19 protein-coding genes are annotated in these 19765 nt (G+C 40.3%); 8 read left to right on the top strand and 11 right to left on the bottom strand.

Going from position 1 to position 19765, the window contains the following annotated elements:
* Positions 1-398 precede the first annotated feature (398 nt).
* The gene (locus O3C63_06200; GenBank protein MDA0772518.1) at positions 399-1064 is read left to right on the top strand and encodes a hypothetical protein; all 666 of its coding nucleotides are present in this window, start codon (positions 399-401) and stop codon (positions 1062-1064) included.
* Between the two features lie 20 nt (positions 1065-1084).
* Complete coding sequence (locus O3C63_06195; protein ID MDA0772517.1) at positions 1085-3295, top strand: hypothetical protein; 2211 nt, start codon at positions 1085-1087, stop codon at positions 3293-3295.
* A 124-nt stretch (positions 3296-3419) separates the two neighbouring features.
* Here O3C63_06195 and argJ read toward each other — a convergent pair whose 3' ends face one another.
* A complete protein-coding gene (gene argJ / locus O3C63_06190) occupies positions 3420-5012 on the bottom strand; it encodes a bifunctional glutamate N-acetyltransferase/amino-acid acetyltransferase ArgJ (GenBank protein MDA0772516.1) in 1593 nt (530 codons plus the stop codon).
* Between the two features lie 383 nt (positions 5013-5395).
* Between argJ and O3C63_06185 the strand changes: the two genes are divergently transcribed.
* Positions 5396-5551: a hypothetical protein gene (locus O3C63_06185; GenBank protein ID MDA0772515.1), complete on the top strand. Its 156-nt coding sequence runs from the start codon at positions 5396-5398 to the stop codon at positions 5549-5551.
* A gap of 22 nt (positions 5552-5573) precedes the next feature.
* Here O3C63_06185 and sucD read toward each other — a convergent pair whose 3' ends face one another.
* Together sucD and O3C63_06175 are read right to left on the bottom strand one after the other, a co-directional pair.
* Complete coding sequence (gene sucD / locus O3C63_06180; GenBank protein MDA0772514.1) at positions 5574-6455, bottom strand: succinate--CoA ligase subunit alpha; 882 nt, start codon at positions 6453-6455, stop codon at positions 5574-5576.
* Between the two features lie 75 nt (positions 6456-6530).
* Positions 6531-7637, bottom strand: coding sequence for an acetate--CoA ligase family protein (locus tag O3C63_06175; GenBank protein ID MDA0772513.1), 1107 nt, complete (start codon positions 7635-7637; stop codon positions 6531-6533).
* Positions 7638-7798: 161 nt separating this feature from the next.
* On the opposite strand from O3C63_06175, the gene O3C63_06170 reads away from it, so the two are divergent.
* Positions 7799-8122 (top strand): SCP2 sterol-binding domain-containing protein, encoded by a 324-nt coding sequence (locus O3C63_06170; protein MDA0772512.1) that lies wholly within the window; start codon positions 7799-7801, stop codon positions 8120-8122.
* Positions 8123-8239: 117 nt separating this feature from the next.
* Here O3C63_06170 and O3C63_06165 read toward each other — a convergent pair whose 3' ends face one another.
* From O3C63_06165 to coaBC, 4 genes are read right to left on the bottom strand one after another with little or no spacing between them, the layout of a single operon-like run.
* Positions 8240-10129: a nucleoside-diphosphate sugar epimerase/dehydratase gene (locus O3C63_06165; protein ID MDA0772511.1), complete on the bottom strand. Its 1890-nt coding sequence runs from the start codon at positions 10127-10129 to the stop codon at positions 8240-8242.
* Entirely contained in the window at positions 10122-11216 is a 1095-nt protein-coding gene (locus O3C63_06160) for an aminotransferase class I/II-fold pyridoxal phosphate-dependent enzyme (GenBank protein MDA0772510.1), read from the bottom strand. Before O3C63_06160 ends, O3C63_06165 begins: the two co-directional genes overlap by 8 nt.
* A complete protein-coding gene (locus O3C63_06155) occupies positions 11207-11473 on the bottom strand; it encodes a hypothetical protein (protein ID MDA0772509.1) in 267 nt (88 codons plus the stop codon). Before O3C63_06155 ends, O3C63_06160 begins: the two co-directional genes overlap by 10 nt.
* 15 nt (positions 11474-11488) lie before the next feature.
* The gene (coaBC, locus tag O3C63_06150; GenBank protein ID MDA0772508.1) at positions 11489-12667 is read right to left on the bottom strand and encodes a bifunctional phosphopantothenoylcysteine decarboxylase/phosphopantothenate--cysteine ligase CoaBC; all 1179 of its coding nucleotides are present in this window, start codon (positions 12665-12667) and stop codon (positions 11489-11491) included.
* A 65-nt stretch (positions 12668-12732) separates the two neighbouring features.
* Here coaBC and O3C63_06145 point away from each other — a divergent pair, with 65 nt between their 5' ends.
* Together O3C63_06145 and serA are read left to right on the top strand one after the other, a co-directional pair.
* Positions 12733-13179, top strand: a complete 447-nt coding sequence (locus tag O3C63_06145; GenBank protein MDA0772507.1) for a hypothetical protein — start codon at positions 12733-12735, stop codon at positions 13177-13179.
* Positions 13180-13196: 17 nt separating this feature from the next.
* Positions 13197-14786 (top strand): phosphoglycerate dehydrogenase, encoded by a 1590-nt coding sequence (gene serA, locus O3C63_06140; GenBank protein ID MDA0772506.1) that lies wholly within the window; start codon positions 13197-13199, stop codon positions 14784-14786.
* Positions 14787-14827: 41 nt separating this feature from the next.
* On the opposite strand, the gene O3C63_06135 is transcribed toward serA, so the two are convergent.
* Positions 14828-15472 carry an SDR family oxidoreductase gene (locus tag O3C63_06135; GenBank protein ID MDA0772505.1) on the bottom strand — a complete coding sequence of 215 codons (645 nt, stop codon included), beginning with the start codon at positions 15470-15472 and terminating at the stop codon, positions 14828-14830.
* Positions 15473-15797: 325 nt separating this feature from the next.
* Between O3C63_06135 and O3C63_06130 the strand changes: the two genes are divergently transcribed.
* The gene (locus O3C63_06130) at positions 15798-16520 is read left to right on the top strand and encodes an SIMPL domain-containing protein (protein ID MDA0772504.1); all 723 of its coding nucleotides are present in this window, start codon (positions 15798-15800) and stop codon (positions 16518-16520) included.
* Here O3C63_06130 and O3C63_06125 read toward each other — a convergent pair.
* Genes O3C63_06125 through O3C63_06115 form a run of 3 tightly spaced genes read right to left on the bottom strand, consistent with a single transcriptional unit; the run spans position 16517 to position 19153 of the window.
* Positions 16517-17278, bottom strand: a complete 762-nt coding sequence (locus O3C63_06125; protein ID MDA0772503.1) for a hypothetical protein — start codon at positions 17276-17278, stop codon at positions 16517-16519. The two genes, O3C63_06130 and O3C63_06125, sit on opposite strands and share 4 nt — an antisense overlap.
* Positions 17260-17874 carry a dethiobiotin synthase gene (gene bioD, locus O3C63_06120; protein ID MDA0772502.1) on the bottom strand — a complete coding sequence of 205 codons (615 nt, stop codon included), beginning with the start codon at positions 17872-17874 and terminating at the stop codon, positions 17260-17262. Before bioD ends, O3C63_06125 begins: the two co-directional genes overlap by 19 nt.
* Positions 17858-19153 carry a dicarboxylate/amino acid:cation symporter gene (locus O3C63_06115; GenBank protein MDA0772501.1) on the bottom strand — a complete coding sequence of 432 codons (1296 nt, stop codon included), beginning with the start codon at positions 19151-19153 and terminating at the stop codon, positions 17858-17860. Before O3C63_06115 ends, bioD begins: the two co-directional genes overlap by 17 nt.
* Before the next feature lie 235 nt (positions 19154-19388).
* Here O3C63_06115 and O3C63_06110 point away from each other — a divergent pair.
* The coding region (locus tag O3C63_06110) for a hypothetical protein (protein ID MDA0772500.1) at positions 19389-19765 on the top strand (377 nt) is incomplete at its 3' end.

Raw genomic sequence — 19765 nt, 5'->3', positions numbered from 1 at the left:
CTTCTTAAGACTCGCGTATAAAGGACTTTGCCTCAATTTATTGAGCTTTTACTTTAGACCTGAGTAGTCACCGAAACGAAGTTTCGCAGTAGATGTCGCCTCAAAAAAGGTCGCAACGACGCCAGTAGGCGGAAGTTGCGTTGATGATAATTCCGACTTTCGCAAGAACTCTATTTCAGTAGCGAAGCAGTTGGCAGACTAGCTCCAAAGATAAACAAAAACTTAAAACTGAACCTTGTATTAACATATGGGTAATTCCAGATATACTGCGTTATTCTTTCATCTAGACATCCGGCAAACGTAGTTTTGCTAGTGATGTCGACAAAAAAGTCGGAACGGTGCAAAGTACTAGTTCCGTTAGTGAAGATAAAGAGGACTTTGGCAGGAAGTCTATTACTATGAGAACAGCAGTTGCACAACTAAATATCCATCAAACGTCTTTGAGCCAAATGGCAAGAAAGCATTCTGTTAGTTTAGCTCGTCATAAATCAGAACCACAAGCAACAACAGGAAATCGCAAATTAATTGAAGCCCTCTCAGCAAATCCAACAATAAATTCTGACGCTATAGAATTAAGATCTGAATTAGCAAACCATCTTTATAACAGTCCTCTTGGATTTAGAGAAATGGTAGAAGCCAGCCAAGCGCCAACTAATGAAATTGATTTACTCGCTCAATGGCTTCAAGACAATCTTGCAAGATTGCTTGACCAAGGAACTACAGCTAATAAAACTAAAAATGCAATGCACAGAATGATCAATGCAGATGGCACTGAAGCATCAAACAAACTAGCAGAACTAATGAATAGACCTGTTTCGCAACAAAGTTCCGATCGAGAGGTCGCTCCAAGTGTGCAACTCAAACAAGCTCTTGAAGCAGCCAACAAAACAGATATTTTGCTTGCAACAATGCAATACTTTGTTCAACCCAGAACAATAAATCCAGAAACTAGCTCAAGACTAATCACTAATAGTTTATTTGCACTTAGCTTCATATGTGAAACCACTCAGCTTGCTCTCAAAAATATCCACGCTCAAAAGCAATCTTTGGCTCAAGCAGCTTAGTCTATGCTAAACTGTAATGCATGTTATCTAGAACTCTAAAAAATTACTTAGCCAAAAGCATCATCCTAATCTTGGCCCTGACAGCAAATTCAGCTCAAGCTGCGCGATTGCGTATAGAGAGTCCAGCAGTTGCAACCAAGCTATCTAAAAGTAGTTTGGCCAAGAAAAGCAACTTGAAAAGTATCGATGGATATTTAGCTGCCTTCTATATTGATCGACTAGATCACAATCATCAAACTGGCAAAGCAGAGATGCTTTACAAACTCAATCTCCAAAATGGCAAAAGCATCAAACTGAGATTTCTTAACCCTCCAAAAGATCCAAGCAAAATTGATGCAATCAATATCAATGGCTACCAAGATGGTGATGATTTTGTTGTAGAGTCTTACAAAGAACTTCAACCCAGAAGCAAAACAATACTCATAGGTACTAGCCAAGCAGAATCAAGTGGCGTGCAAACTACTCTTGTTGCTCGTGTCATCGATAGCTCAAGATCACTGTTCAATCCAATTCATAGCGCTGCTGAATTAACAAGTGCATTTTTCTCTAGCACTGAGCCAAGTCTCAATTCTTACTATAAAGAAGTATCTAAAAACAGAACTAGTTTCACAGGTAACGTCATAAGTAGCCTCAATGTCCCAAACATGTGTGCAGGCGGCAATATTTTTGCAGAGGGCGGTGAGATTAAAGCGCTCAATGCCATTCTTTCAGCGGGTCACAACCTTAAAGATTATAATCGGCTCTCATTGATTGTCCCTGATGATTCATTTTGTTTACCAAGTGGAGTTGCCGGAGTCGGTAGTGTGGGAATGTTCACACTCTCTTTTACCGATGGCAGTAGTCACAGAATGTCTCTCAATATCATCAAATCGACTATCGCAACTAGTAGCCAAGACTATATACTGCATGAAGTTGTCTTTCATGAATTTGGTCACAACCTTGGTCTCAAACATGATAACGCCAATGTTTGTGGTGAAGATATTTTTACGATAAGATGTAACAGTCTTGAATACGGCGGCGCACACAGTATTATGGGCTTTGCTCCAACCCTCGCTCACCTTAATGCGATTCATCAAAATGATCTTGGTTGGTTTACTAGTACAGAATTTAGAGACCTAAGTTCCACTGAAACAATCAACGAAGTCTTCACTATAAGTCCTATTTCAGAAACCAGTAGCAATCTCAAAAGCGTTCGTATACCACTTGGAGATGGTACATACTATGTTATAGAATACAGACAGGCACAGAATTATGACGCGATCACTCTTTTACCTGGACTAAGCTCTGAACGTGGAGGGATACTTATCTATCATAACGACGATGAAGCTATCAGCAACTCAGCACTACTTGCTAGTGACATGATTGATAGAAGATCTGGTTTAAGTCAAACCTCATCTGGTTCCTACTTTGACATCAATCTAGCTATTGCATTCAATAGACTGGCGCCTTTCAATAATGTTTTTAATGATTACATTAATGGGATTAGAGTTACTCCAATTACTTTAAGCGCTAGTGCTGCAAGCTTTAGAGTTGAAACCCAGCTTGTATCAGATGGAAGCGGAACCACACCTGCAGAGGTCAATGATGCTGACTGGTCTATTCACTTACCAAGCTCAGCGCAAACATTGAAGAGTCAATACTTCCATATTGAGAAAGATCTTTTTTATGCAAGTATCGACAATGACAATATTGATAGAATCGAATGGGATTTTGAAGATGATGGGCTTATTGATCTAGTGAGTAGTACTAGTGTTTATGCTAGTCATATTTATAGAGAAGCAGGTGGTTACTTAGTTGTAGCGACTATCTATTTCAATGATGGCAGCTCGATTGAAGTAACTAGCGAGCCACTTGATGTTAGCGAATATATTGGAACGAGTCTTAGACCAAGCGGCACTACAACTGCAAGCAAAAATAGATTAGACGCACTCAAAGTTTCTAAGTATATTTATGAAATTGAAAATACTCAAACAAGGACCCTCAACCTCAAGGTCAAACCACGTTATAGCTATTATCAACGTTTTGTGAAATTCAATACTAGTCGCTTCAATCTCGCTAGAGGCGCAAGCAAAAAACTCATTATCAACTTTGCTTCAGACAGCAAGTTCCGTAGTTCTGGACTCAATGTAAATGATGATGGTTATTATGAAATTCCACTTAGTATTGTTGAATACAATGGTAATAGTCGAACTTATAGTTATCCCATCCTACTCATAAAGCCAGCTTCATAAATCTTGTCCTTGGGAGTCCGATAACATCGTTACGCTCATCCGAATAAGTCATCATTGGCGGCTCAGCCAACTCAGCCTTCTTCGAATTTCGCAAGCCTCGTTCTCGAACCCCCAAGAACCAAATTTAAGTGAAGTATTCGGCATTGATGCGCACATAGTCATAGCTCAAGTCACAGGACCAAACACTAACAAAGCCACCTTCAGCGACTCTTAGATCAATCACTATTTCCTTGTATTTTTTTAGCTTCTCAGTAAGCGCTGCTTTATCAAAACCTGTTGGCATCGAGCTTTCATAGACCCTCTGCCCTTGGATATCCAGACTCACTTGATCCATATCAACTTCAAGTCCATGCTCCGCTAGTGCTTGCCCCATTGCTGCAATAATTCTGCCCCAATTTGGATCTCTACCAAAAATTGCTGTTTTCACCAACAAAGAATTAAGAACCTGCCTTGCAATTTTGCGAGCAGTCTCTTGGTTACCTAGACCTTGCAAATTCAGTTGAATTATTTTTGTTGCACCTTCACCATCGAGTACTATTTTTTTAGCAAGCTCACGGCAAAGCTCATTCATTGAATCTTGAAATTGATCAAGATCTACTAAAGCACCTTTGCCACTAGACATAAATAAAACCATGTCATTAGTACTAGTATCGCCATCAACTGATATGGAATTAAAGCTCTGGTTGACAGACTTTTGCAATACATTGCGAAACTCTTGCTGCATCTGGCTTTCATCAACCCCCTTAAGCCTCACATCACTGAATATAAAGCCAAGCATCGTTGCTTGATTCATTTCTGGATGAATCATCCCGGAGCCTTTACAAATACCAAGTCCATGTCTATTTTGATGGACCTTGGTAATCAAATCAGTAGTCAAAATAGCCTCAGCAAAATCTAACGTTGTCGATTGAGCTGCTGACTGAATTGCAGTCGTCATAGTATCAATCACAAGCTGAATTCCTATCTTACCGGTACTAGCAGTCAGTACTTCTTCTGTATCCAAACTAAATCTATCAGCTATTGCTTGGCGTAATTTATTGTCATAAAGATCGCCTTGCGCCCCAGTACAGGCATTGGCATTACCAGAATTACAAATCAAAGCTCTGACTTTAGTATCTCTAGCATAAATAGTTTTGTTGTTCTCAACGCAGGCAGCTCTTACTTTGTTAGAAGTGAAACTCGCTGCAAAGTAACAAGGCTCATCAGCTACTGCAATTGCAATATCTAATTTCTTAGGATCCGTCTTCAAGCCTGTCGCCGTGCAATAAAACTTAAAACCTTCTGGTAACTTGGGCACAAAACCAACTGCCTCTACTTGCATGCCTTGGGCTGCAGCGTAGAGAGCCGGCTCAAGTAAGTTATAGCAATAGGCTTTGACACCATTCTCTTTCAAGACTTCAATTTCTGCTAGGCTTGGTCTAGTAGCGGGTTTGAGACATGCGACTATAATTGGACTATCATGTTGGTTACCACTGTCGGGGCACATGCCCTGCATGACCCCGTTCTTTTTTGTGTCGTCATCACTAGCACAACTTTGTTTTGCAGGATGCCTGATTGCATCAGGTTCATGCTTTGCAGTATACAAATCAGTAATAGGATTAAAGCCCAAGTTAGGAGCAGAACCAGAGAGGTTGATATGATCAGCAATTTTGTAATCGCCTTTCAATCCGTCCACGATTGGATAAATATCAATTCTTAGTTTGATGACTTCAGGCATGACTTTAAATATTAACACTTAGCTTGCGTGTTGACCGCAAGTTTGGTGATAGGGCTTGATTTTTTGCTAGGATTTGTATTGAGCTTGAAGCACAAAAGCATAAAAGGACATTAATATGATTGTTTATGAACAAGCTGAAAAATTCATTGCAGAGATATGTAAAAGCATAAGTTATTTCTTTGCCTCAATTACAGGACTCATCATAATCAAAATGACTGTATATGGAGAAAATATACTCCGATTTTGCAATTTACAAGGCTGTACAGCTTTGATCCTCATTATACTCTCTTACTTTATGATCAAAATCACATTCATTCTCTATGCAGATTTAGATTATAAATTATCAAAGAAGAATGATAAAATAAATTACAAGGAGAAACCCAATGAATAATATTCTAGAATTTGTTGTAATAATGGGTCTTGCTTTAACTATGGTTGCTTGTGCATTGTCACTGGTGTTTAGCGGCGCTGATTTTAGAGGCAAAAGTTTTAAAGAAAAAATAGCTCACCTACGGGCACTTGCAGCTCGCTATAGCTAAGCATCCACCGATACTTGTTTAGCTAAACCGTTAAAGCCGGCAGAGCTTGTTTAACTAGCTCAACAATCTCACTTGGCGTAATTGCAACTGAAACACCAGCTTCTTTAAAAGCTTGAGATTTAGATTCAGCAGTACCTTTACCACCAGAAATAATTGCACCAGCGTGTCCCATACGTTTGCCAGGAGGTGCTGTTCTTCCAGCAATGTAACCAATGACGGGTTTTTTGATATTGTCTTTGATAAATTCAGCAGCATCTTCTTCAGCCGTGCCGCCAATCTCTCCAACAAGAATAATGATGTCTGTTTCAGGATCTTCTTCAAATAATTTGAGTGATATTTTTTGATCGATGCCAATAATTGGATCGCCGCCAATACCTACAGCTGTAGAAATCCCGATACCAGCTTGTTTTAAACCAAGACCGATTTCATAAGTCAAAGTACCAGAACGAGAAATCAAACCAACTCTACCTTTAGAATAAATAGAACCTGGATGAATACCAATCAAACACTCTCCTGGAGTAATAATTCCTGGGCAATTTGGTCCATTAACTAACACACCTTTCTTCTCTGCTGCTGCATGAAGTTTGACGGCATCTTGAGGAGGCAATCCTTCTGTTATCACAGAGATTAAAGGCACACCAGCATCAATCGCTTCAAGTGCTGCATCCAATGCTAAATAAGGAGGTACAAAAATCACTGAGCAATTCGCTCCAGTCTTGGCGACTGCTTCAGACACTGAATCAAAAACTGGCACGCCGTTTACTTCTTGACCACCCTTGCCTGGTGTAACACCAGCTACGACATTAGTGCCGTATTTTTGCATCAACGCCGTATGAGTCTTGCCCATCCCGCCGGTGATTCCTTGAACTAGTACTTTGGTATTTTTATTTATTAAAACTGACATCTTCTTTTCTCCTTTCCGTCTTCGCTATGCTACGACGCGATCTGATGATCCGTCTTCGCTACGCTACGACGCGATTCACGCTGCTACCGCCACTGCTTGCTTAACTGCTTCATCCAAAACATTAGTCATTGGAATTCCAGCATCGTTCATGATCTTCTGTGCAGCCTCTTCGTTGTTACCAACAAGCCTTACAACCATTTTGGCTTCTGGTCTAATTTCCTGATAGTACTTAAGAGCGTTTGCAACTTCAACACAGTCAGTAATTCCACCAAGTATATTTACCAAGAGGACTTTGACATCTTCAGAAGAAGCAACTAAATCAAGAGCTCTCGTTACATGTTCTTTGTTAGCACCACCACCAACATCTAGGAAGTTAGAAGGTTTGCCGCCGTGATGAAAAACTAAATCCATAGTTGCCATCGTCAAACCAGCGCCATTACAAAGTATGCCGATATTACCTTCAAGCTCAACTATATTAAGACCACACATCTTGCCCTTAAACTCGCGCTCACCAAGGTCAGTCAAATGCTCAGAAAGCATGCCATCAAATCTTGGTTGACGATCAAGCGAATCCTCATTAATAGTGACTTTGCCGTCAAGCGCCACGAAGTTATCATCGCCATCAACGATAAGCGGGTTAATTTCAACTAAATCGCAATCGTACTTAGTGTAAACATCCCAAAGTCTGTTAACAATATTGCCAAATTGAAGTACTTCTTTACCTTTAAGTCCAAGCTCAGTTGCCATTTTGCGTCCTAGATAAGGACTGTAGTTCGCGCCAGTGATTGGCACGATAGTGACATTACCAGATGATTCAATCTCCACGCCACCTTCAGCAGATGCCATGATAATCGGTCCGCGATAGGCGCGATCAATTAAAATCGAAACGTATAATTCTCTTTTGATAGTTACTTTAGGTTCAACCAAAATAGCTACTGGCTTGTCACCCTTGATTTCAAGAGCAAAAATCTTTTGCGCCTTAGCATAAGCATCACTAGGATTATCAGCGAACTGAATTCCTCCAGCCTTGCCGCGACCACCAGTAAGAACTTGAGTCTTTAAAGTACAAGGGAAGGTCTTAAGACCAAAAACCTCTTCGGCACATTTGATGACCGTGCTTGGCGGAACCGGGATTCCCGATTCACTAAATAACTGTTTTGCTTCGTACTCTCTTAATCTCATATTGTTTTCCTTGCCTTTATAATAGCTGAAAAGCTACTTTATATAAACTCGACAAGCCAAGCAAAGAACTAAAGCCTTTAAATATTAAGATTCTCAAGAGCGTGAGTTAAAATAACAACGATAGCTGTTATAGCGAGACATCTTGGTGGTAAACTAAAAACATGGTTCAAATCGGCGACGTTTTCGAAGAAATGCTCAAGCACTTTAATACAAGTGCCGCTCAAGGTATTAATGCAACTTATCAGTTCAATATCTCGGGCCCCCAAGGTGGCATCTGGGCATTTAATATAGACAAAGGATCTTGCAACCTAGTCAAAGGTGGCGTTGAAGCTCCCTCTGTAGAAATTGCACTCGCTGATGCTGATTGGATGGCTATCCGTGAAGGCAAACTCAATTCTCAAATGGCTTTTATGCAGGGGAAATTGAAGATCAAAGGCGACATGAACTTAGCTATGAAGCTGCAGACCATGTTCCCTATCTCTTAGTCCTTTTATCCAGCTTCTGCGTTATCGGCAATTTTGAAATCCTCCCTAATAAAGCCTTGAACTACAAAAAACTATCTCGCTTCTCAATACTCTCAAGCAAAACAAACGATAATCAAGTCAAACTGCAATCTTGGCATTATCCAATTCAAGCATCAAAGACTTGATCTTGACTTTAGTCTTATTAAAATCATTTGCTTTCGCAATATCAACAAGCTCTAGAAGCGCAGTACGCAGTTTCTCATCGTTCAGCTCAGAACCAATCTTGGCTTTGTAAATCTTGTCAGTCATCTTATGATCGACAAACTCATCGGATGTCAAAAGCTCCTCATAGAGCTTCTCCCCTTCACGAAGACCGGTAATTTCAATAGCAACATCATCCAAGGGAAATCCTGCAAGCTGAATAAACTGCTTGGCTAGATCATGGATCTTGACTGGCTCGCCCATATCAAGCACCATTATTTCGCCGCCAGCAGCGCGAGCTCCAGCTTGAATCACTAACTGAGCTGCTTCAGGGATGGTCATAAAATATCTAATCGCTTCTTCATGCGTTACTGTAATTGGCAAACCTGCCTTAAGCTGTTTTTCCCAAACAGTAATCACCGAACCGCGCGAACCCAATACATTGCCAAAACGCACTGCAGTGTATTTCGTCTTTGGAAATTCCTTAGAAGTCATGAGTGTTACTTTTTCAGCAAGCGATTTGGTAGAACCCATAATGCTAGTTGGATTGACTGCCTTGTCGGTACTAACCAAAACAAAAGCGCCCACCGCATGCTTGCCACTTAGCTGAGCGATGTTTTGCGTGCCCAAGACATTATTCTCAAAAGCCTCACAAGGATTGATTTCCATCAAGTGTACATGTTTGTGAGCAGCAGCATGAAAAACTACATCTGGTTTAAACTCCTCAAAGATAGAATCGATACGATTATAATTGCGCACATCAGCAATGCGTTTGACAATTTGATCTTGATCGAGGTATTCACCAAGACTATGCCAAGTGTCAAAGATAGAGTTCTCCCCTTTGCCAAGTAAACAAATACTCTTGATATTACAATTCTTGGCAAGCTGGATGCAAAGCTCCTTACCAATCGAACCGCCCGCACCAGTCACCAAGACTCTACGACCTTCAAGCAAGGCATGCACTTCTGGTCCACTCATATCAACTTCGTCTCTACCAAGCAGATCTTCCATACTGAGTTTGCGAATCTGATCGACAGTCACTTGCCCGCCCGCAAGTTGATCAACACTCGGAATAGTACGAACATCAACACCTGTTTCATTACAAAGCATATTGAGCTTGCGTCGTTCTTGAAGCGGAAGGCTTGGTATTGCAATAATAATCTGGTCGACAGAAAGTTCTCCAACCCAATACTGCAAATCTGTTATCGGTCCTTGAACAGCAACTCCCGCTTCCAGTTTCATGCCATGCTTGCGAGTATCATCATCCAACACACCCACTACAATCAAACCAGTCTCTGGGTGCATTTGAATTGACTGTATTGCCTGCAAACCCGCTTCACCTGCACCAATAATCAAGGTGCGTTTTTGCTTGCCGTCAATGTGCTGCAAACGTTTTTGAATATTGCGTTGATTGACCAAGTAAGATCGGAGCATTCTAATACCTGACAAAAAAGCAACTGCCATGAAGAAATCTAAAACAACGACACCATAAGAAAGGGCAAGCAAGTCAGAATTTTTGGGGCTCAAACCAAAGAAACGTGGAATCACCAAAATAACAAAAGCCACTAACAAAGAACGGCTCAAATGAATAATTTCACTAGTAGATGTATAGCGCCAGAACCGGGTGTAAGTACCAAAAGCAAGCAAAACCAAGAATTGTGCTATCACCACTAAAGGCAATACTTTCCATAATTGTTGTTCATAAATAAACTGATCTGTGTGACTAATAATCCCAGGTTCAAGCCTAGTAACAGTCGCCAAAATAAAAGCAAGACTAAGTAAAGTCAAATCAATTGATATTCTGAATATATTTTTGATTTTAAACATTGGCAAGTGCCTCTATGAATTTCTGATTCTCGTCTGCTTTCCCAATAGTAACACGCAGCGCAAAGTCACTGACATTGGGGATTGCACGAATTATTATACCTTGTGACATCAGCTTCTCAAGCACTTCGTTTGCTTTGACCTTGGCTTCAAACAAAATAAAGTTGGCGTGAGATTCATATGGCTTATAGCCTAGCTTGATTAACTCAGCCATAAGATATGGTTTTTGAGCATTATTGTTCTCAATGATTTTATTAAAATGCGTATCATCTTCAAGTGCAACTTTGGCTGCGGCGAGACTTGCTTTGGCACAAAGAAACGGTGTATTGAGTTTAAGGTAACGAGCTTGAAGCTCTTTGGACATTAGTCCATAACCCACCCGAAAACCCGCCATGGCATAGGCCTTGGAGAAAGTAAAACCAATAATTAGGTTTGCATACTTTTCTGCAAGAATACTTGCATCATATTTTGCCTCAGCAAATTGAATATAAGCATGATCAATAAATAGAATTATATTTTTGGCAAGTAAATTAGCAGCGAGTTTTTCTATATCTTCAAAACTAGTTATCGCACCATCAGGATTATTGGGGCTACACAAAAACACCATCTTAGTATTTTTCTGAATAGCATCTAGAATAGCAGTCACAGGCTTAGTCCTAGGCACATCAATAACTTCTATCCCTTTACGCTTAGCAGCAAAATCATAATAAATAAATGTCGGACTGTAATTAACTATAGAGCTTGAACTATCACAAAACAATCCCAGACAATGCTCAATGATACTATCCATGCCAGTACCAACAACCACTCCAAGCTTGGACATATCAAGCCCGCAAGCAGCAAAATCCTGCTCAAGAGCTTGAATCAAAGACTCTGATTGTGGTTCATCATAGTAATTAGAACTAGCAGCTGCTTCTTGAGCGGCTTTAATTGCTTTGGGGCTGGTGCCGATAGTTGACTCATTGCCAGCAAGCCTGATAATCTCAGAACGCTTCAAGCCATACTTCTCCATGACATACTCAAAAGTCTTGCCAGCTTGATACTCACCACTATCAGTGAGCCACGAATTAAATGCTTTGTTTAGGTCCATTGACAATTCTCTTTTGGTTTCAATTTATCTTGGACTGTTTCCATATCCTGACTAACTATTGTACTCAATTCTCCTTGTCGTAAAATTCTTTCTGATCTATCAACAAAGACTAGTTCCAATTTACCATTTGCAAAACTTGTGAGTAGCATACGCGCAATATCACTAACGGAATTCAGACCAATCTCCTCTACCTTCATTTTAAGCTTCTCATTGAGATCTTTAGATATGGGGATTTGCAACTTAAATTGGTATGACATACCATAATTATACCATTAACTTACTATTTTTGATGATATTTTCAAACAATCTAGTACTTTCTTTGCAATCAAAGACTTAGATGATTTGGTTAATTTAGTCAGCTCTCCCTCAGCATCAACAATACTCACTTCCGCTGCATCAGCTCCAAAAGCCGCTGGAGAATTGACAACTATTAGATCGAGATTTTTGCGAATGATTTTGTCTTTGGCTTTTTCAATTGCATTATCAGTCTCAACACTAAAAGCTACAACCACTTGATTTGATTTTTTGTTTGCAGCAAGCTCAGCAACTATGTCTGTCGTTTGTTCAAACTCTACTGTGAGATTTTGTTGGGTTTTGATCTTGTGAGCCGCAATAGCTTTGGGTTTGTAGTCAGCAACTGCAGCTACCATGATCAATACATCATGATCAGGAAACTCTTGACGCAAAGCAGTTTGCATCTCTTCATGACTCTCGACTCGCAATACTTTATCAGCTTGATGAGGCAGATCCATAGTAGTTACAGCGGTAACTTGAGCCCCTTGTGCTAAAGCTGCTTCTATTAAAGCAAAACCCATTTTGCCAGAGCTTTGATTTGTCAGAAAGCGCACCGGATCTATTTTCTCTCGAGTGGCTCCAAGGCTAATCAGGATCTTCTTGCCGGCTAGTTTTTGCTTAATACCAATCAAGTTACAAACAGACTCTATAATTGAGTCAAACTCTGCAAGACGCCCCTGACCAACATGCTTGCAGGCAAGCTCACCATGCTCAGGGTCAATAAAATGATAACCAATAGATTTGAGTTTGCGGTAGTTTTGCTGAGTAATTGCATGCTGCCACATATTAGTGTTCATGGCTGGTGCAATAAGTATTGGAGCTTTGCTTGCCAAGATCAAATCAAAAATAATCTCATCACTAATTCCAGATGCTAGTTTTGCCATGCAGTTAGCTGTGGCTGGTGCGATTAATACCAGGTCAGCCTGGTCAGCGAGTTTGATATGGTCAATTTCACCCTCAGAGACTTGTCCACCAATCACCTTATTCTCAGACATTACCTCAAGACTCAACGGCGCGACGAACTTGGCAGCGTTCTTGCTTATAACAACATGAATAGTCGCCCCTAATTTCTTGAGGTCAGAAACAAGCTGTACGGTCTTGTAGGCGGCAATACCACATGTAACTCCTAGTATTATTGTTTTGCCTGTTAATTTCACAATATGTATTAATTATAGTACATTGACCGCACGCAAGAATTCAAGATATAATACACATTGTGAGTATGGATGCTTCAGTAAGAGCAAAACCAAATTTAGTCACAGACACTAGAGCGTTTTTTACTGCAAATGATGATCGCATTAATAATGCCTTGCAACAAATGAAAACCCAAGATTCAAGGTTAATCGAGTTTCATTCCGCAATAACAACGCTTAAACACAAATTATTTGAAGCAGATCCACAAGAAACTGAATACCCACAAAACAATCCCCAAAAAGAGAACCAATTATTTGCCTCAGTCTTAAGAGCAATCGCCAAACTCATCGACAAAAGCAGCAATCTTACAGATGTAATCACAAACAAGATTTATCAAGCTACTCAAGATTTTATTAACAATCCAAATGAATATACACCCTTCCTTAGATTGCTAGAAGCCTATCTCTCACCTGTTTCAGAAGATTTCACTAAGCAAGGGCTACCCCATGATTGGATCCCTCAAGCTGAAGCTTAATGCTATCCTTAATGCCCATGGCAAAAGTACTCGTAACAGACAAATTAGACAATATCGGCATCGACATCCTTAAGGAATCCTGTGAGGTTGATTACAAACCAGGAATCTCTGCTGAAGACCTTGGCAAAATTATTGGTGGCTATGACGCTCTGCTAGTTAGATCACAAACTCAAGCAACCAAAGAACTTCTAGAACATGCTGGCAATCTCAAAATCATCGGCAGAGCCGGTGTTGGCGTAGACAATATCGATGTTGAAACAGCTACTGAAAAAGGTATCATCGTTGTCAATTCACCAGAGGGTAATACGATTGCTGCTGCTGAGCATACCGTTGCAATGATGATGGCACTCGCTCGCCATATTGCAAGAGCAGACAAGTCTTGCAAAGAAAATAAATGGGAGCGTTCTGAATTTCTTGGTACTGAACTTAATGGACACACACTTGGCGTTGTGGGACTTGGCAAAATTGGTCAGCGAGTAACCAAAGTTGCTCTCGCTCTTGGAATGAAAGTCCTTGGATATGATCCTTTTGTCTCTGAAGAAAAAGCAAAAGATCTTGGAGTGACTAAAGTCGAGCTCAACGGAATCTTTCGCAGTTCTGATTTCATTACTCTACACGTGCCGCGTAACAAAGAAACAACTAACCTAATCGACAAAACAAGTATCGAGACAATGAAAACTGGCGTGCGTATCATCAACTGTGCGCGTGGTGGATTAATCAATGAACAGGATCTAGCCGATGCTATCAATTCTGGCAAGGTCGCAGGAGCTGCTATTGATGTTTTTGATAAGGAACCATGCACAGATTCTCCGCTACACAAATGCGGCGATAAAGTAATTCTTACTCCACATCTTGGAGCTAGTACTAGTCAAGCCCAGCTCAATGTCGCAATCGATGTTGCTGAGCAGATTAGAGATGTGCTTAGTGGTGGTGTTGCAAGGTCCGCTGTCAACCTACCAGGACTGAAACCAGAGCTAGTCAAACATATCAAGCACTATCTTGGACTCGCTGAATATATGGGCTCAATGTCTAGGCAACTAACTCAAGGCGTAATTAAAGAAATTGAAATTGAAGCACTCGGACAACTTGCCAATAAAAACATTGAGGGTATCAAACTTGCAATCCTCAAAGGTGTTCTATCAGTGCATCTTGATGGTGTTAGTTTTGTAAACGCTCCATTGATTGCCAGAGAACGTGGTATCAAAGTAGTCGAACTTAAGTCAGAAGATTCTGGCGCATATATCGACAAACTGAGAGTTACACTCAAAACCGATGCAGGTAATAGAACCATTGGCGGGACTGTGCTTCAAGGTGATATCCCTGCAATTATTCAAATTGATAAATATCCAGTCAATATTAGACCAGAGAATCACTCTATCGTGACTTTCCACAAGGACCAACCTGGTGTGGTTGCGCAAGTATCTAAGATACTTTGGGAATCAAGCGTCAATATCAGCGGTATGAACCTTGGACGTACCAAAGACTCTGCAAGCGCCGTGATGGTGATTAACGTAGACGGTGAAGTCTCTGATGCTGATTTAACTAAAATCGAAGCTCTTGATGGTATGAACATTGCTAAGTATGTTCGGTTGAAGGGGAATATATAACCGCACCCCCACTTGAGTTTCCTGTGAGCTTGTAAGGAAACTCACAGTCCCCAGCCGCCGCTTATGTCAATGTTCTGGCCAGTGATGTAATCACTTTGTACCAGAAGCATCACCGCATCAACAACCTCACTCATCTTCGCCAGCCTTCCCATCGGTATCTTGTCCATAGCATTATGCTCAACTGAGTTTTCCATAGTACCTGGAGAAACCATATTGATCTTGACTTGATTCACAGCTTCAGCCTTTGCAAGTCCTTTTGTCAATGCCAGCAAACCCGCCTTGGCACTTTGATAGGCAATTATTCTTGGCATGGGGATATTAGATTCAAGTCCAGCGAAACCAATATTGATAATGCTACCGCGTGACTTACGCAAATGTGGCAAAGCATACTTTGATAAATAAAAAGCTGCGTTGAGATTGGTTGCTACCATGTCTTGCCATTCATTTATCTCCAAATCATCAATTGTCTTTGCAGCATAAGTGCCGATATTGTTGACCAATAAATCAAGCTGACCATATTTCTCAATTGTTTCTTGAATTAGTCTTTGGGCTTGTTGAGGATTTTTGAGATCATAATCCTTAGATCTAATTATTTGCGGTTCTAAATAAGCAAGCTCAGACAAGCGCTCTGAGATTGCTTTGCCAAGTCCCTTGGCGTTGCCTGTTACTATTGCTACCTTTGCCATTAGATCATTATAGCTTAAAGTAATTCATAATTATTTTGACATCCATTGCTTTTAGTTTTCTATTTAACCAGCCGTCAAAGTAAAAGTTAACTGTACGCGAGTCTTAAGAAGCTTATGCACAAAACAATTTATCCAGAAAACGCCTCCAGCCATTTTCTGGGAAATTCGTTTTGTGATAAGCTTCAAGCTGAAAACATAAAATCTGGTGTAAAGTAAAAAGTCTACGAATTTTGACTGTTTGCTTTAGACACTATTAAAGCAGCAGAACTTTAACACAATTCAAAATAATTATGAATTATCTTCCAAAACTAGTTACAATGTAGGTATGAAAAAACTAATATGCATAGCAGTGATATTAACAATTCTAGGGCTGAGTGCCCAAGCAGAAGAATCCAAACCAAGGCAAGTGACGGTCACCGGCAAGTCAAGCATCAAAGTCGATCCAGACAAAGCAACGATGAGGTTTGCCATCATCAATAAAGAGAATGACGCTGAGAAAGCTCGTCAAAAGAATGAGCTAACGGCCAAAAAAGTTTTAAATTCAGTTAGAGACTTAGGCGTTGATGAGAAGCAAATGCAACTGGAATCTATGCAGATTACTGAAGAAAAAAAATACGACACTAAAACACGAACTTATAACTTCGATGGTTATAAAGCGACAAGAGTTTTTGTTGTTGAGCTGCATAAGCTAGATTTGCTTGCTGGAGTCATTGCAGCAGTAGTTAGTAATGGTTCTAATGAACTTAGCAATGTTGAATATGGTCTGCAAGATCCAGCCACTGTAAAGAAACAAGCGCTTAAAAACGCTATGGTTAATGCTATGGAAAAAACGGATTTGATTCTTTCGCCGCTTGTAAGCAAGCGCGGCGAGCTGATTACAGTAGACGAACTCAGTAATGATTTTATCAATTATCCAAGACCTAATTACAAATCTGTAAGGATGATGGCTATGGCTGCTGATGCTCCTATGGCTGAAGAGGATGCTTTTGCTCAAGGGCAGATAGAGGTGGAGGCTTCTATTAGAACTGTGTTTGCGATTGCAGATTAATACTTCAACTCAAAAACAGCATCCTGATCTGTAAAGATCTGCAATTTCCCAGCACAATGCGCAATTAAATAACCAAGTCCGGTATCAGGATCTTCAAAAGCTGCTGCCAGTGACTTGGCTTTAGAGCGCCCTTTGGCAACAACGATAATTGACTCAACTGATGCCATTCTAAAAAGATCAGAGCCAATGGTGATGGCAGAATCAGTGCCATGAATAGCAGCAAGGGCATCAGTTAATTTAATTCTTTCAATAGAACTATTGATATACTCCTCTCCCATAAAAGCAACATGCGCAGTATTAGGATCGGCACCAAGCCCCAAGACTATCAACCTTGGTCCACCAGCCATTCTTAGGTATTTCTCAAACCCGCTTATATCTTCGGCGTCAATCCGATAAAAACTAGAGCACTGTTTAAGAACGTTGCTCAACTGAGTTTCAAGCTGCGAAGCGAAACTCGTTTGACTGCCGGTAAGCTCATCAAGATGACTTAATTTAAGTTCGGGATGCACTTGATGATTTTGTTCTTTGTAGATCTCCGGATTTTCATTAGAACCATAGAGCCTGTTCTCTGCTTTTGCAAAATAATCATTAACAAGTGGATAAATACCTTGGCTGCGTTCTGAAGCTCCAGCAAAAGTGTTGCCGACTGGCAGCAAAACCAAACCTGGTTTCTGCAACTCTTGAATTAGTAAACTAGCAATAAACTCATCAAGCTGCTTGACGGTATCAAAACTTGTAATTAATTTTTGTTCAAGCATAACGCTAGATTAAATTCCTCTACTTTGCCTAGTTTTTTGATTGACTCAATAGATGCGCGGGTCCGCTCATCATCATCACCCAATCCACTAACTATTATGCCCGCAATTTCAATCCCGCGAGCCCTGGCATGCTCTATAGTCAACAAGCTATGATTTATCGTACCTAATTCTTTACTTATAACCAAAACCACCGGCAAACCAAGACTAGCAGCAATATCAGAAACCAAGTCTCTATCATTCAGTGGCACTGCAAGACCGCCAGCCCCTTCAACTATTACAAACTTGTGCTTGGACTGAATCTCTTGAAAGTCATCAACGATTGTGGCAAGACTAATCTCGACTCCATCAACACGAGCTGCATAATCTGGCGACGCAGGGCAAGTCAAATCATAACTAGTATAAGTTGCGATCCCAGGCAAGCCCTGCTTAATAACATCATAGTCCTTATCAGAACCGCATTGAACCGGTTTATAATAGGCAAGTTCATTCAAAGCAAGGTGCTTAGTTAGATGCTTGAGTATTTCAACAGAGTAAAAAGTCTTGCCGACATTTGTATCAGTTCCAGAGACAAACAAAGACTTAGGCATGCTCGACATTGAGAATCTTGTCAGTATCAATCACTTCATCTTCGATACCAGAATATTTATCAAGTATCAAACAAGAAATAGAATCAAAGCTCACATTAACCATAGTTCTAGTCATATCCAAAATACGATCAATACTTAGGATCACACCAATCGCTTCAAGTGGCAAACCAACAGCTTGAAACACAACAGCGATTGTAACCAAGCTACCATGCGGGATTCCAGGAGTACCAAAGGTCGCAAGCAATACCATAAACACAACAAAAATTTGTTTCCCAATACTCAAAGGTTCGGGCAACCATGCCTGTGCCACAAACAAAGTAACTATAGCTTCATAGATTGCAGCACCGTTCATATTCATAGTTGCACCAAGAGGGATTACAAAAGAAGCAAGTCTATTTGGCACACCAAATTCTTTTTCCATGGTCTCAAGCGTCACTGGAATAGTTGCTGCCGAACTAGAAGTAGAAAAAGCAGTCAACATCACTTCACGCATCTTACCGAAGAATTGAAGTGGAGTGAAATTGGTAAAGAAGTGAACAACAATAGAACCGATAATAAAGAGCATAGTCATCAGTGCAACAACGACAGTGAACATAAACATGCCGTATTTAGTAATTGCAGTGATACCACCAATTGCAACAGTATTAGTAATCAGTGCAAAAACACCAAACGGAGCCAGCCCCATAATCCAGTGGGTCATTGTTAAAATCGCATCAAGCCCAATTTTGAAATAAGCAAGAATACGATCACCATTTTTGACAGACACTAAAGCAACAGCTAAGAAGATAGAGAAAACTATGACTTGAATCAAAGAACCAGTGCTCAATGAATTGAATATATTCGACGGAATCATACTTAGCAAAATCTCACTTATGCTGTGACTCTGTTCGGTAATAAAATGAATATCCTCACCAGTGCCCTTACTAAGAATGGCGTGCAAATCAATATACTGTCCTGGTTTGATCAAATTCACAAAGAAAAGCCCAACAAAAGCAGCAAACAACATTTGTCCCTTGAATGTCAGTAAAGTCAAAATACCAATACGACCAAGACTTTTCATTGGTAAATGCCCAATACCAGTAACTAATGAACAAACAATAACCGGGATTACTATCATCTTGAGTAAACGCAAGAATAGATCACCCATCCAAGTAATATGGTCTAGTTTCAAATAGCCAATAGCCGGGTTAGAGTCAGAGCCGTCTAAATTATTAAGAGAAAAAACATAACCTAGGATTGCTCCCAAGATTAGTCCGATAAAGATACGCCAGTGTAGTGCTAATTTCATATGATAGAGTCTGGAATTTGCCAAACGAGTAAGTAATTCTACTATAGATATACACATTAGGCGCAGCGAACTAGATAACTACGCATAGACTGGACTGAGTCTAAGTACTGTGACTCTACTGCAATTGTCAAAAATACTCCATATGGACTATAGAGTTTGATTTATCTAGGTTAATTAATCTAGTCCAAATATTGGTTTTTGGTAGATAATAAGAATAGGCTTTGAGCTTTACTTGATGTATAAAAGATTGAAACAATTCAATTATATTTGGCTATTGGCTTTGTTTTGGCTATGCTTTTCTTGTGCTGAAGTTGAGGCCACTTGGTACAACGGTGATTGGGCTTATCGAATGAAAGTCACTGTCGATAGTGCCAAGGTAACAGGTGACCTGGTCAACTTTCCAGTGATGTTAGACCTCAGTGATTTTGGTAATGATTTTTGGACTAACGTAAAATCCACAGGTGCGGATATTGTGATGACTGACAATGGTGGTAGCACCAAGCTCAAAAGAGAATTAGAAACTATTCACACAACAAGCAACCAAGGTATCTTATGGTTTAAAGCAGCGAGTTTGAGCTCAACTGTCAATTCTGATTTCTATCTATATTATGG

The sequence above is a fragment of the Cyanobacteriota bacterium genome, assembly GCA_027618255.1.
Classification (GTDB): Bacteria; Cyanobacteriota; Vampirovibrionia; order LMEP-6097; family LMEP-6097; genus JABHOV01.
This window is presented reverse-complemented; position numbering and strand designations above follow the sequence as displayed.